Origin of the sequence: Bacillus sp. JJ1609, assembly GCF_036967045.1 — a bacterium.
GTDB lineage: Bacteria > Bacillota > Bacilli > Bacillales > Cytobacillaceae > Mesobacillus.
Genome location: NZ_JBALSS010000012.1, coordinates 82,723 through 96,393, shown reverse-complemented (window position 1 = coordinate 96,393; position 13,671 = coordinate 82,723). Strand labels below are relative to the sequence as shown.

At 38.2% G+C, this 13,671-nt stretch carries 18 protein-coding genes; 16 read left to right on the top strand and 2 right to left on the bottom strand.

Annotated elements, in window-relative coordinates; translation table 11 throughout:
* Positions 1-78: 78 nt before the first annotated feature.
* The 4 genes from V7654_RS11385 (at position 79) to V7654_RS11370 (ending at position 4,066) form a co-directional block, all read left to right on the top strand.
* On the top strand, positions 79-1,581 hold the full coding sequence (locus V7654_RS11385; RefSeq protein ID WP_438825286.1) for a S41 family peptidase: 1,503 nt from the start codon (positions 79-81) through the stop codon (positions 1,579-1,581).
* 88 nt (positions 1,582-1,669) lie between these two features.
* On the top strand, positions 1,670-2,584 hold the full coding sequence (locus V7654_RS11380) for a CobW family GTP-binding protein (RefSeq protein WP_335430445.1): 915 nt from the start codon (positions 1,670-1,672) through the stop codon (positions 2,582-2,584).
* 62 nt (positions 2,585-2,646) lie between these two features.
* Entirely contained in the window at positions 2,647-2,826 is a 180-nt protein-coding gene (locus V7654_RS11375; protein ID WP_335430444.1) for a hypothetical protein, read from the top strand.
* 436 nt (positions 2,827-3,262) lie between these two features.
* Entirely contained in the window at positions 3,263-4,066 is an 804-nt protein-coding gene (locus V7654_RS11370; RefSeq protein WP_335430443.1) for a hypothetical protein, read from the top strand.
* A 152-nt stretch (positions 4,067-4,218) separates the two neighbouring features.
* Here V7654_RS11370 and V7654_RS11365 read toward each other — a convergent pair whose 3' ends face one another.
* On the bottom strand, positions 4,219-4,458 hold the full coding sequence (locus tag V7654_RS11365; RefSeq protein ID WP_335430442.1) for a DNA alkylation repair protein: 240 nt from the start codon (positions 4,456-4,458) through the stop codon (positions 4,219-4,221).
* Between the two features lie 110 nt (positions 4,459-4,568).
* Here V7654_RS11365 and V7654_RS11360 point away from each other — a divergent pair, with 110 nt between their 5' ends.
* The 11 genes from V7654_RS11360 to V7654_RS11310 all read left to right on the top strand — a co-directional run bounded on the left by V7654_RS11360 (position 4,569) and on the right by V7654_RS11310 (position 11,988).
* Positions 4,569-4,850 carry a hypothetical protein gene (locus V7654_RS11360; protein WP_335430441.1) on the top strand — a complete coding sequence of 94 codons (282 nt, stop codon included), beginning with the start codon at positions 4,569-4,571 and terminating at the stop codon, positions 4,848-4,850.
* Between the two features lie 190 nt (positions 4,851-5,040).
* Positions 5,041-5,367 (top strand): sulfurtransferase, encoded by a 327-nt coding sequence (locus V7654_RS11355; protein WP_335430440.1) that lies wholly within the window; start codon positions 5,041-5,043, stop codon positions 5,365-5,367.
* Between the two features lie 11 nt (positions 5,368-5,378).
* Positions 5,379-5,642 carry a metal-sensitive transcriptional regulator gene (locus V7654_RS11350; protein ID WP_335430439.1) on the top strand — a complete coding sequence of 88 codons (264 nt, stop codon included), beginning with the start codon at positions 5,379-5,381 and terminating at the stop codon, positions 5,640-5,642.
* 118 nt (positions 5,643-5,760) lie between these two features.
* Positions 5,761-6,126, top strand: a complete 366-nt coding sequence (locus V7654_RS11345) for a rhodanese-like domain-containing protein (protein ID WP_335430438.1) — start codon at positions 5,761-5,763, stop codon at positions 6,124-6,126.
* Between the two features lie 21 nt (positions 6,127-6,147).
* A complete protein-coding gene (locus tag V7654_RS11340) occupies positions 6,148-6,441 on the top strand; it encodes a rhodanese-like domain-containing protein (RefSeq protein WP_335430437.1) in 294 nt (97 codons plus the stop codon).
* A 314-nt stretch (positions 6,442-6,755) separates the two neighbouring features.
* Entirely contained in the window at positions 6,756-7,040 is a 285-nt protein-coding gene (locus V7654_RS11335; RefSeq protein WP_335430436.1) for a hypothetical protein, read from the top strand.
* A 149-nt stretch (positions 7,041-7,189) separates the two neighbouring features.
* Complete coding sequence (locus tag V7654_RS11330) at positions 7,190-8,161, top strand: YncE family protein (protein WP_335430435.1); 972 nt, start codon at positions 7,190-7,192, stop codon at positions 8,159-8,161.
* Between the two features lie 3 nt (positions 8,162-8,164).
* Positions 8,165-8,845, top strand: a complete 681-nt coding sequence (locus V7654_RS11325) for a response regulator transcription factor (RefSeq protein ID WP_335430434.1) — start codon at positions 8,165-8,167, stop codon at positions 8,843-8,845.
* Complete coding sequence (locus V7654_RS11320; RefSeq protein ID WP_335430433.1) at positions 8,842-10,245, top strand: sensor histidine kinase; 1,404 nt, start codon at positions 8,842-8,844, stop codon at positions 10,243-10,245. Before V7654_RS11325 ends, V7654_RS11320 begins: the two co-directional genes overlap by 4 nt.
* Before the next feature lie 138 nt (positions 10,246-10,383).
* Positions 10,384-10,848: a FixH family protein gene (locus tag V7654_RS11315; RefSeq protein ID WP_335430432.1), complete on the top strand. Its 465-nt coding sequence runs from the start codon at positions 10,384-10,386 to the stop codon at positions 10,846-10,848.
* Positions 10,849-11,271: 423 nt separating this feature from the next.
* Positions 11,272-11,988: a CAP domain-containing protein gene (locus V7654_RS11310; RefSeq protein ID WP_335430431.1), complete on the top strand. Its 717-nt coding sequence runs from the start codon at positions 11,272-11,274 to the stop codon at positions 11,986-11,988.
* Positions 11,989-12,138: 150 nt separating this feature from the next.
* Here V7654_RS11310 and V7654_RS11305 read toward each other — a convergent pair whose 3' ends face one another.
* The gene (locus V7654_RS11305) at positions 12,139-12,606 is read right to left on the bottom strand and encodes an Hsp20/alpha crystallin family protein (RefSeq protein ID WP_335430430.1); all 468 of its coding nucleotides are present in this window, start codon (positions 12,604-12,606) and stop codon (positions 12,139-12,141) included.
* A gap of 177 nt (positions 12,607-12,783) precedes the next feature.
* Between V7654_RS11305 and V7654_RS11300 the strand changes: the two genes are divergently transcribed.
* A complete protein-coding gene (locus V7654_RS11300) occupies positions 12,784-13,560 on the top strand; it encodes an SDR family oxidoreductase (RefSeq protein WP_335430429.1) in 777 nt (258 codons plus the stop codon).
* The last annotated feature ends 111 nt before the right edge of the window (positions 13,561-13,671 follow it).

Genomic DNA, 13,671 nt, shown 5'->3' with positions numbered 1-13,671 from the left:
TTTTCTGTTAATTTTATTATAAAAATGTTATCCTAATCATTAAGGATTTTAAGCTAGATTTGAAAGTGGTGAAAAGGGTTGGATCAGCAGAATATTAATGAAGAAAACAAAGAAGAAATTAACAGTCCAGAAAAGACACCAGAGGCAGAGACCAAAAACAGTTTTCTTCGGATTAAAAAGTTCCACTTTGCAATGCTGTTGTTTTTTCTAGTCTTTTTAACAGCAGGTATCACTACCTTTGCGCTTGCTTTCGGAGAAGACAAGCCCGCAGTGCAGGTTATCAGGGAACGCGAAGAATTTGCAAAACTGTATGATGCATATGACACATTAAAAAATGATTATTATCAGGATGTTGATCAGGAAAAGCTGATCAATGGTGCCATAGACGGGATGATGGAATCCCTTGATGATCCATATTCTGATTATATGAGCCAGGATGACGCAAAGAGTTTCCATCAAAGCCTTTCTTCCTCCTTTGAAGGAATTGGTGCCGAAATCCAGGAGCGAGAAGGAAATATTTTCATCGTTACTCCTCTAAAAGGGTCGCCTGCTGAAAAAGCAGGGCTGCAGCCAGAGGACAAAATTCTGTCTGTGGACGGAAAGAGTCTTCAGGGAATGAGCTCTACCGAAGCAGTGGCATTGATAAGAGGAGAAAAAGGAACAGATGTCAAATTGTCGATTCTACGCCAGGGTGCAGAGCAGCCGGTGGATGTAACGATTACTCGTGATACGATTCCGATTGAAACAGTCTATGGTGAAATGCTTGAAGATGGTATTGCTAAAGTGCAGATAACCAACTTCTCACAAAACACTGCAACTGAGTTAGTAGATGTATTGAATGATATGCAAAAACAAGGAATGAAAGGTATTGTCCTTGATTTAAGGCAAAACCCAGGAGGCTTGTTAGATCAGGCTATCAAAATCTCCAGCCTCTTCGTACCAGAGGGGAAGATCTTGTTCAAAGTGGAGGACCGAAAAGGTCATGTTGAGGAATATGCTTCTGAGAACAAGAATAATAACAATCTCCCATTGGTCGTGGTCATCGATAAAGGAAGCGCAAGTGCTTCCGAAATACTCGCTGGGGCAGTAAGTGAATCAGCTGGTGTACCACTTGTTGGAGAAAAATCGTTTGGCAAGGGAACTGTCCAAAGAGCAGAAGATTTTTCGGATGGATCCAACATGAAATTCACGACTGATAAATGGCTGACACCTGAGGGGAATTGGATTCATAAAAAAGGGATCAAGCCAGACCATGAAGTACTATTGCCCGAATATGCTTCATTACCATTCATCGATCCGGAAGCTGAGTTAAAAGTTTCTGTTGCATCTGAACAAGTCAAAGCTGCACAAAAAATGCTTAAAGCTCTTGGCTTTAATTCTGGAAGAGAAGATGGATTCTTTGATGAAAAGACAAAAGCGGCTGTTATCGCATTCCAAAAATCAAAGAAGCTTGAAGAAAATGGAGTATTAAAAGGTACTTCAACAATTGAGCTGATGAATTCGCTTCGTGAAAAGATTAAAAACGAAGATCCGCAAATAAAAAAAGCAGTGGAAGTGCTGAAGCAGGAAATGAATAAATAATTAGATGAAATAGCTTTTAAAAAAGAATCTCCAGCACTAGCTGGAGATTTTCCATGTTCTATACAAAAAAAGTTAGGTGGAAATATAAATGAAAAAGACAGAGGTTTATATCCTATCCGGATTCCTTGGCACGGGAAAAACCACGTTATTGAAGCAGATTTTACAGCATGAAAAATCTATTGACAGAGCCATTGCTGTGATGATGAATGAACTTGGAAATGTATCAATAGATTCAGATGCTGTAGAGACAGATGTGCCCTTAAAAGAGCTTTTGGGAGGATGTATTTGCTGTACAATCCAGGATAAACTTGAATCCCAGCTGCAGGGCTTACTTTTTGAAAATAGCCTTGATGCAATTTACATAGAAACAACTGGGGCGGCACATCCGGTTGAAGTTCTGGATGCAGTGCTATCTCCGTTGTTTGCTGAAAAGCTTGAAATGAAAGGGATTGTGACTACGGTTGATGGCACAATGTGGTTAAACAGGAATACATTTAATCCTCAAGTGCAGCAGCTTTTGCTTGAGCAGGTAAAGCATGCTGATATAGTGATCGTCAATAAATCGGATATGATGACTGAAGCTGAACAAGCAAAAATAAACATGGATATTCAGTCTTTAAACCCAAAGGCAAAGTGCATTTTAAGTTCATTCTCAAAAATCCCAATGAATATGCTACAAACGATGTCAGCTTCTAAAAAAACCGATAGAAAAGAGGCACATGTTCAAACTTATTTGAGATTGAGCACTTTTGTATTCCAATTTAAGAAGCCTGTAAGACAAAATGACTTTGAAGCCTTTTTACGGTCTCTGCCAGATTCGATTTATCGGATTAAGGGCTACATATTATTCAGTCATTCGGAGTATCCGGATTTATTCCAATATTCATATGGCATGCCACTTTATATGAAGGAATATATGAAAATGCCGCTAAACCTTGTTTTTATTGGCCAGGTTACAGATTGGAGCGGAATAGAAACAAAGCTGCGTGGCATAGAAGTATAATCCTGTTTCATTAACTGCACACTGGGTAAAACATAGTATCTTCGATGGAAAGGATGAATGTCATGCCTTGGACAAAGAATGATTACCCAGTATCAATGAAGAATTTAGACCCAGAAGTACGTGAAAAAGCAATCGAGATTGCCAATGCTCTAATTACTGAAGAGCACTATGAAGATGGTAAAGCTATTCCGATTGCAATCGATAAAGCTAAGGAATATGTTTCAAACCATAAAAAAGATTGATTCTTAAGCCCAGCATTGCTGGGTTTTTTCTTTTTTAAAAAGAGATCACCAATAAAGCCTCTTGGTTACCTAAAAGAACAAATATTGGAAAAAGAGGTAACCAATAAGGCCTCTTGGTTACCGGAAAGAACTGATATTGGAAAAACAGGTACTCAATAAGGCCTCTTCGTTTGCTAAAAGGACTTAAAATGGAAAAAACATGGTTTGAGAGCCCTCCGAGAACCATTTAATCCGCTTTTTTTATATACGGTTGGTTTTAAGAAGCAACAAGGAACAATAACAACAATTGTTACGAAAACAGCCTTTTTAAAAAATTTTCCAACCTGAATAGTAAAAAGAGAAAACGCAAAAACTTTCATGTAGTGATTTTTTTAAAGCCAAAGAAAAAGAGTTGAGCGATATGAAAGCAATGAGGATACTTTTTATACTCAGCATCTTGTTAATTAATAATGGAAATGGCATTGAAGCCAAAAAGCAATCAGCTAATCATGAGATTCATATGAGCCAATGGAAAGAAGTCAATGAAATTCTTCCAAAATACAGCAAGTTCACGGTTGTCGATTTGGAAACGGGTATGAAATTTCGTGTCCAGCGGAGAGCGGGGAGCAATCATGCGGATGTACAGCCACTCACTTCTGAAGATACGGCAATCATGAAGAAAATCTATAATGGTCAATGGAGCTGGAAGCGGCGAGCAATCATTGTCATTTCAGAAGAACAAATGAAAATAGCTGCTTCCATGCACGGTATGCCTCATGGCGGAGGGGCGTTGAAAAATAACTTTCCGGGTCATTTTTGCATCCATTTTTACGGAAGTACTACTCATAGAACGAATTTTATGGACCTCTCCCATAAGTTAATGATTTTAAAGGCAGGCGGTAAGCTTGAATTGTACCTGGAACAAACTGATCCATATGACTTGGTTAACGCCTTTATTGCAGGAATCAAACAGCAGGATCCAAAAATTATTTCCTATATAACCCTACAGGAGCAGGACTGGGATACCATACTTCCAACGATTGATAATATAAGAATATCCCGAATGGAAATATTGCCCCATGAGGATTTAACGGACGAGCTAACACTTTCTGTCCCAGTTGAAATTAACTGGCAAATAAAAGGGGGGGGCGGCAAGAATTTTACGGGCCAAATAAAACTTGTACGATTTATGCCCAACGAGCAATGGAAGATAGATTCTGTACAGTTTCTTAAAGATAATGGAATTAAAGCTGCAAAATGAAAAAAAGCTTGAGAAAAAACTCAAGCTTTTTTTGTTTTCCTAAATTAAACCAACCACAAAAGCATTCCTTGTATAGTAACTTTGTATCATAATGGAAATGGAGATTGATTTCAAAAACGTACTCATATTTAAAAAAGAATCATTTAAAGAGATTAATGCTCGCCAAACTTTGCGAAGGTTTTTTCATCTTCTATCAATCCACAAGCAGCACATTGTATTTTTAATTCTGGCCCCCGATAAGGGAGATGGAAAGGTTCAAGCTGGTCATTAGAGTATTGTTCCACAACTTCTCCAGATTGTGGGTTTAATTTAACTGCTTGTGGTACTTGTGTAATCATATTGAATCTTGTACGGTTTGTTTTGCAATTAGGACATCTGTATGGGGTACTCATTATGCATTCTCCTTTTTTGTAATTTAGTTTTATTTTTTGCAAAGTAAAGCAGATTTATGTAAATATACTAGAGTGGGTTTGTACCGCCATTTGAAGCAGGAGGCGAAACTATGCAAACAGAACTATATGATAAATTATTGAAGGAATACAGGGAAATATGGAATAACCGGAGATTGGAGGCAGAGGAAAGTCCAGACTTTATTCTTAAAGAAGCAATTGCGAGAGATTTAAGAGATGAAAACTCACACCCAAGAGCAAGAAGGACGTTAATGGAAAAATATTTTCTCGCAACAAAGAGAATCGTTGAATCAGCTTTATCTAATGAAAGTAAAATTTTGCTTATTCAATTGCACATAATGCAGGCAGAAGAAATTAAAAACAGCTTAGAATAAGAATATAGAAAGAAAAATGTTACTAGGTAATAGGGGGAAGCTGATATTTTTCCTCCTTTTTATTTCATCGGAATTTTAAAGAATATATATAAAATAATAGTGTATTTCTATTGCATTTATACCCCTTATGGTATATTATAGTTGTTATAAGTTCACTAATGAACAAGATATTATAAGAGGTGAAAAGTAGTTGCTCACAAGTTTTATCATCAGTCTCTTTTTAGTTACTTTATATTTCAACCGATATGTTCCAGTAAGAAATGTGCCTGCTATTGATCCTAAGGAAAAGGATGCTGTTTTTGTTGATCTTCGTGATTATCAAGACTCAGCAAATAATCCTTTCATTGGAGCCATCAATATTCCTTGCGGATATTTAAAAAGATATAGAAAAGAAATACCCGACCAGCAGATTGTCATCATTGCCTCCAACGAAGTCGAAAAGAATTTTGGTGCAAGACTCCTAAAAAAATATGGTTTCAATGTAAAAGGATATACGATTACAGGCCCATCACAATAGGAGGTGGCAAAATGGAGTACAATAAAGAGATTTTAAATCGTTTAAAAAGGATTGAAGGTCAAGTAAGAGGAAGTATTCGCCTGATTGAAGAGCAGGATGAATGTAAATCTGTAGTCACTCAGCTCTCAGCAATTCGTTCAGCAGTTGACCGGGCTATTGCTTTAATTGTCAGCAGAAATCTTGAGCAATGCCTAATTAACGATTTGCATGAAGGCAGGGAAACTTCCCAGGCAGTAAATGAAGCAGTAGAACTACTTGTCAAGAGCAGAAAATAATCTATGTCTTTTCTTGAGAAGTTCATTTTTGTAATTTAAAATACCAGTATGGGTATTAGATTTACACTTGTAAAGAATTCTTTGGAAAATAAAAACTCAAATAAAGAGGTGCGTAAGAATGGATGTAGTAATTAACGTTTTGATTGTAATTCTCGCAGCAGCGTTTCTTTGGAGCAGGCTGGCACCAACCAAGGGAGTTAATAATATCACAACAGATCAGCTGCGCGATATGATGAAAACAAAGCAGGCTGGAACACAATTCATAGATGTGAGAACTCCTGGAGAATACAAAGGCAACCATATCAAAGGCTTCAAAAACGTACCACTTCAACAATTAGGCAACAGAACTGGCGAGTTATCAAAGGATAAAGATGTTGTAGTGATTTGCCAGAGCGGTATGCGCAGCAGCCAGGCCAGCAAGTTGTTAAAGAAAGCCGGTTTTAAAAATATCACAAATGTAAAGGGCGGCATGAGCGCCTGGTAAAAACTTAAGGGGGAAGTAAAAATGCGTCAAATGACACCTGTAGAAGTTCAAAATGGATTAGGAAAAAATGAATTTGAAGTAGTAGACGTTCGCGAAGTAAGTGAAGTAGCAGAAGGGATCATTCCGGGAGCTATACATATTCCACTTGGTCTTCTTGAGTTCAGAATGAATGAACTTGATAAGAATAAAACCTACGTTATCGTTTGCCGTTCAGGCGGCCGCAGTTCAAGAGCAACCCAGTTCCTTGATTACCAAGGTTTTGATGTCATTAACATGCAGGGCGGTATGATGTCCTGGCAGGGTCCTACACAATAAAAAGAATTACAGTCGATAGAGGCAGCCAGACTGTCTCTATTTTTTTGCTCTTTTCTAAAGGTTTTGTTAATGGTCAATGTTGTTTTTAAAACCTGTTGATTGTAGTGGAAGGCGCGAAGACTCCTGCGGGCTCATCTGACGCCCCGCGGAAAGCTAGTGCCTGGAGCGGAAATCAACAGTTATGGTTAACAGAGCCTATCTAAAGACATTCTATTAAAAAATCCACATTTATATAAATTTGTTGCAAGCCTCATAAGCTAATGGTTAAATAAAGGAAAGAAGATTTCGACAATTAGCAGCAAGGAGGAATTCTGATGTCAGCTTTTAGCCGCGTGGAGTTAGAACTTGTGCAAAAAGAAGTATCTTTCGACAGAATCTTTAATGTTCTCGTTAAAGGATGCTGGATTGAAGAAAATGATCTTAATTGCTTGGTATCAGTTGATACCATTCAGTTTAAAGGTGGCTTCCATGATTCTTTTTTTAAGATTATGTTAATGTTTGGCCAATTGATTATTGAGTCAGACAGTCCATGGGAGCTGGAGGTACTTACTGAAGAATTAAAAGAAATCGCAGTTAAAAAGCCTAGTCTGGTAAAATAATGATACATATTTGAAGCTTGCCGTTTTAAATGGCAAGCATTTTTATTTATGCGCAGAAAGTTAGAGGTCACTGGGATTCGATTTCATAGATTTATCACAAATTACAGATATAATTTTATGAGATACTAGTGAAAGAAAGGAAGTAAAATATGAAGAAAATTTTCATGCTGGTCACAGCAGCTTTCACTATATTTTTATCAGCCTGTTCGTTTGATACTTTTGAGCCTATTCCGAGTAAATCGACTTTTATTTCTACAGTCAACATAAAAGACATGACAATATCTTTTTACGATTTGGACAAGGATATGATGCTTCCTGATTGGAAAGTAGACAGGCCATATGTAGGTGGCATGATCTTTCCTAATAAAGATACTTTGCTGCTTTATGGAAATACGCTGGAATCTGTAGATTTGTATTCATTAAGCAAAGGGAAGAAAATCGAGTCCTGGGAAACTGGTAAAGGAATCGTAAACGGAATGTTAGTTCATAATGGTTCGGAAATCGCTTTTGCTGATCAGGAAAGAGATAGTATCCGATTTTACAGCCTAGAAGGGAAAGAAATAAAAGAGATCAAAACGGAAAGAGATCCTTTGACAATACTTGAGGCTGAGGATGAGCAAAAACTGTACGTAATGAGTTTCAATCATAAAATGTTGAGCATTATTGACTTGGAGAATAAAGAAAAGCTGCCAGGCTTTGAGATTCACGCTGCAGCAGCCGGCGGACTACTGAACCAGCAAAAAGGCGAATTATGGATTGGCGGCCATGGAAAAGGTACAACGGTGGAAGAACGTATCCACGTTTATGACCTAAAGAGCGGTAAATTGAAGAAAGAAATTGCTGCGGCTGCTATGCCAGTCAATTTTATTAAGAATAAGCTCAGCATATACGTGCTAAGCCATGGATCTAACATGTTATATCAATTAGGAGAGAATGGAGAAATAAAGGCTTCAATAAAAGTAGGGGCAAATCCATTCGAAATTGAGTTATTTGATAATAAGCTATTCATTGCTGGCTATGACAGCAATGATTTATATATTGTGAATCCGGACAATTTAAAAATCGAAAAAACGGTTAGTGTTGGAAAAGGACCGTTTCAAATAGTTACAAGGGAGAGATAAAAAGTGAATCCCATTCATGTTCTGATAATTGACGATGAAGAAGATATGCGCAATCTTGTTCAAATGTATCTTGAAAATTCGGGTTTCCGCTGTGTTCACTCCTCAAATGGCTCAGAGGCCTTAAAAAGCATGCGGGAAAAGAATTTTGATTTGGTGATTTTGGATATCATGATGCCTTTTGAAGACGGATATGTCGTTGGCAGCAAGATTAGAGCGTTCTCGCAGGTTCCAATCATTTTTTTATCTGCAAAAGGGGAAGAATGGGATAAAGTGAGAGCGCTGCAGCTTGGCGGCGATGACTATATCGTAAAACCCTTCAGCCCAGGTGAACTTGTTGCAAGAATTAATGCAGTACTAAGACGGACTGCCCATGCCAAATATGATGAAGAAAGAGTGAGTCTTGGAAAAATAACGATTGATAAAAAAGGCAGAAGCGTTAGTGTTGAAGGTGATGCAATTGCTCTTACACTGAAAGAATTCGAATTACTTGTATTTCTTGTCCAGCACCAGGGGCATGCTTTAAGCAGGGAACAACTGTTGGAATTCGTATGGGGTATGGATTATCAAGGGAGTTTAAGAACGGTTGATACCCATATAAAAACTCTTCGAATGAAGCTGGGAACTGGGGACTATATCCAAACAATCTGGGGTGTGGGCTATAAATTTGAGGTGCCGGAATCATGACTTCTTTTTCGGATAGCCTGTTTAAAAAACTATGGCTGACGGTTACTGCTACTATCTTAGTTACAGTGTTGTACTCATTTTTATTATCATATCTCTTTTATGAAAAGCTTTATGTAGATATAGTTGAGAAATCCCTTATTGAGGAAGGAAACAGGCTGGCTGGTGATTATTCTGGGGGGCCATTGACGAATGAGCTCAAAGAAAGGATTGAATGGTATAACGAGAAATCTGAATCTGAAGTCTTCCTGGTAAGCAATCCCAAGGAGCTCAGCGCCTGTTTGCCCTACGCTATTGATTACTCAACTTTGATTGGCAAGGAAGAGCGTGAACAGCTCTTGAACGGGGAGCCTGTGTTTAAATCAGGCTTTGAAGAGAGGTTTGGCAGAAAAATCCTTTCGGTGGCAATTCCTCTTCTTGATAATAGCAGGCTTGAAGGAATTATCTACTTATATGTCCCTCTGGCCAAAATATCAGAATTGACGGTAGATTTCTCGTTTCTCTGGCTAATAGGAGGAGTGACATTCATCGTAATAGCTGCCTTTCTTGGGTTCAAGATGCTCCACAAGCTTACGAGGCCTCTTGCTGCTATGAAGGAGGCGGCCGAAAGGGTATCTATAGGAGATTATTCAGCAAGGGTAGACATCCAATCGAAAGATGAAATTGGCCAGCTGGCTAGAGCGTTTAATCATATGTCTGAATCCATACAAAAAGAAGATGAAAAAAAGAGAGAATTTCTTGCGGATGTTTCACATGAACTTAGGACACCAATTAGTTATATAAAAGGATATAGCGAGGCTCTTGAAACGGGAATGATTACAAACTCAGTTGAACAACAGAAGTATTTGAAGCTTATCAACAGAGAAGCGGGCAGGATGGTGAAAATAGTCGCTGATCTCCTTGATTTATCCAGACTGGATGCGGATGAATATAAACTTGTTAAAAGCCCTTTCTCTCTCGCTCAGTTAATAGAGGACTTTATTATCAAATATGGTCCTGCTCTTGGCGAAAAAAAGATAGCCTTATCCCTTGAACTGGATCCGGATATTATAATCAATGGCGATGAGGGAAGGATGGAGCAGATCTTCCAAAACCTCATCGACAATTCAATCCGTTATACAGATTGTGAAGGCGAAATCTGCATTAGACTTTCAAAGCACTCGTATGGCTGCCTGTTGGAAATAAAAGATACTGGGATTGGCATTCCAGAAGAGGACATTAAAAACCTCACGAACCGTTTCTACAGAGTCAACAAAGGAAGGTCCAGGGCAGACGGAGGAACCGGCCTGGGACTAGCCATTGCTGATAAAATAGTACAATTGCATGAGGGGAAAATGGAAATCGTCAGCAAACTGGGTGAAGGAACAACGGTAAAGATTTATTTCCCTATTGTACTTATATAAATAAGGGCTAATTCGATTTCTAACACATTGGCTGTGTTAAAGTTTTTCGTAGTTGAAGCAAAAATCAACAGTCAAGTTTAACACAGCCAAGACATTCAAAATATATGATTAAACATAAATAAGGAGTATATAACTTAAATGAAAAAAATTTGGATGATACTGATCATTATATTTGCAGGTATTATTTCAGTTGCCTGTTCTCAGCAAGGTGTGGAAGAAGAGCCTCAATTTCTTGATGTGCAGCTGACAGCTACTCCGGAGAAAGCAGAGGTAAATGAAGAAATAACCTTCGAGGCAAAAGTCACATATGGATCCGAAGAAGTGAAGGATGCAGACGAAGTAAAGTTTGAAATTTGGCGATCTCAAGATGAAAATCATGAAAAAATCTTGGCAGTACATAGTGAAAATGGCATCTACAGACTTAAAAAATCCTTCATAGAAGAGGGAACTTACTATATTATTTCTCATGTATCCGCGAGAAGCATGCACAATATGCCAAAAATAGAATTTATAGTAGGAAATCCTAGTGAACCTGAAGAAGATAATAATTCAGCAGATATGGAAATGGATTCTAAGGAAGAGGAAGAACGTAGTGGACATTAGTCAAGTTTTTTCGAATTCTTTGTTACTTGTGAATAAAAAAGATCTGTTTTGTGAAAATTCATTATTGAAAGCGGCCTAGGCCGCTTTTTTTGTGTAATATTACTTAGTTTTTGTCATGCTAGAGTAAAGATTGTAATATTACAAGGGCGTTATAAAAGCTGTCAATCACGACTTTTTACCCATTTCTGGTATAGCTGGTTAAGGCACTAATAAGTTGGAAAATCCATCAAATATAGTGGAAGACATTAAATTGCTCTCAATCCCTTGAAAAATCTAGCTTTCTATCTGCTTTCAATTTTTTCCTGTTATTGATATTAGGATAATAGTAGTTTTCCCAATAACATCCAGGTTTATTACAAAAAAGCCGTGTTATCATTAGGATGCAAGAGAGAGACAAACTAAATTTTCGGGAGGAATTCGAGAATGAAGAAAAAAATGATCCTATCAATTGCGGCAGCTGCAGCCTTACTAGCAGCAAATCCTGTAATGAATAAAGCAGATGCAGCGACAGTTCAATCAAAAGTTTACTATTATCAAAGTGGAAATTTAAGTAATGAACAAATTAATAGTATTCTTCAAAAATATTTGAACAACTACCAATTTACTTGGAAGCAACCTGCTCAAACAACTGTTCAACAGCCTGCTAAAGCTCCTGCACCAACAACTGTTCAGCAGCCAGCAAAGGCACCATCAACAGCACCTGCACAACAGCCAGCTAAAGCACCTGCACAACAGCCAGCAGCTGCACCAACAAATACAGCTGTAAGTGCATATGAACAAAAAGTGGTTGAATTAACGAATCAAGAGAGAGCTAAAAACGGTTTGAAACCGCTTGCCCTTGACACAGCATTGAGCAAAGTAGCAAGAGAAAAGTCTAGAGACATGCAAAGCAAAGGCTACTTCAGCCATACAAGTCCAACTTACGGTTCACCTTTTGACATGATGAAGAAGTTTGGTATCACTTATCGTTCAGCTGGTGAAAACATCGCTATGGGCCAGCCAACTCCAGAAGCAGTAGTAAAAGCTTGGATGAATAGTGCAGGCCACCGTGCAAACATTCTTAACTCAGGTTATACTCATATCGGTGTAGGACATGTTGCATCAGGCAACTATTGGACTCAAATGTTCATCAGTAAATAATAATTACTCAAATAGGAGAACAGCCCTAGATTAGGGCTGTTTTTCTTTATATTGGGGGTTTTTGTGTGCTTCATGAACAAACCCAAATAGGAAATAACTATTTAAGCGAAAACATCCTTTTATTAGCATGCACGTAATTGACCTGCATATTCACAGAATATCTATTTCGGAAAACTGCAAATCCACATTTTTCGGCAATCTTAGCTCCAGAACTCCATCCCGGTGTGTTGCGGATGCCCCTTTTCTCTTCACGGTAGCTGGCAAAATCAATGTGTGTTTATCAGATACCTCTGGTATATGTTCTATGATGACTTGGTTTGAGGTATAATACAATTTCATTTGCGTCTTCCAGGCTTCTTCTTTAAGTGGCAGTCTGATGAAAATGAAATCATGTGTTTCGAATATTTCTGCCTGTAGACGGTTTGGGGATTTCACAGGATCCTTTGTGTTTCTTTCCATCTCCATTATCCATTCTTCAGGCTTGAGCGCTCCGCTCATGTTGGGCTGAAATACCTTTCCCATCATTTGCTGTACATATTTTTCAATTTCATCCGGCTTCATTTCCATAAACTTTTTCTGTGATTTCTGATCAAATGGTAATAAATTCCACGGAAACATATTATCCCGCCTTTCCAGCAGACCAACTTCGATATTGATATCCTATGCAAGCACATGCCCAGCTGTTAATAATGGTGAATGAATTAAACTGTCTGTAAATTAGCTAAAAGTTGCAAATCTGCTAGCTTCTTTTTAGTATAGGGATAAGTGAATCTAATAAATTGAGGGGTACAGGTTGTGGAAAATAAAACTGCTCTAATTACCGGAGGTGCAACCGGTATAGGTAGACGTACAGCAATGCAGCTTGCGGCCGAAGGGATTAACTTAATCATTAATTTTCGGAGCAGCAAGAATGAAGCAGAAGATCTTGCCGTTGAATTAACTAGTCGATACCGTACAAAAAATATATGTATTAAAGGTGATATCACCCTGTATGAGGATTGCGAAAATCTTGTTTCGGAAGCCCTTAAGGTATTCAAGTCCATTGATATTGTCGTCCATAACGCAGGTCCATATATTTCTGAAAGAAAAAAAATGGCGGATTATGAGATCAAGGAGTGGGATTACTTAATCAATGGGAATCTAAATGCGGTTTTCTATCTATCAAACCTGCTTATTCCTTATATGCGTGAACAGAAATGGGGAAGGATTATTACCGTAGGTTTTGACCGTGTTGAATCTGCCCCCGGATGGATATACAGATCAGCCTTTGCTGCTGCAAAATCAGGCCTTGCATCTTTAACGAAAACAATCGCGCTAGAGGAGGCAGAGTATGGCATTACCGCTAATATGGTGTGTCCAGGTGATATTATTGGAGAATGGAAGGAAAGGGAAATTATTGAATCCTTAAAAGAAAAGGATGATTCAGTACCAGTTGGCAGGCCAGGTACTGGAGAAGATGTTTCAAGAGTAATCAGTTTCCTTGCAGATGAAAATTCCAGCTTTATCACAGGCAGCGTTATTCCAGTAACGGGTGGCAAAGACGTACTCGGAAAAATTTATAGGGGAATATGACAATTAAAAACGCCATTTTCAGGCGTTTTTTTGATTTCTCCCATTTCTGAGGTCCATTACCAAATTGAGACCGTCAATCTTCGTTCCTGTGCTGCATATAAATGGGTAGAA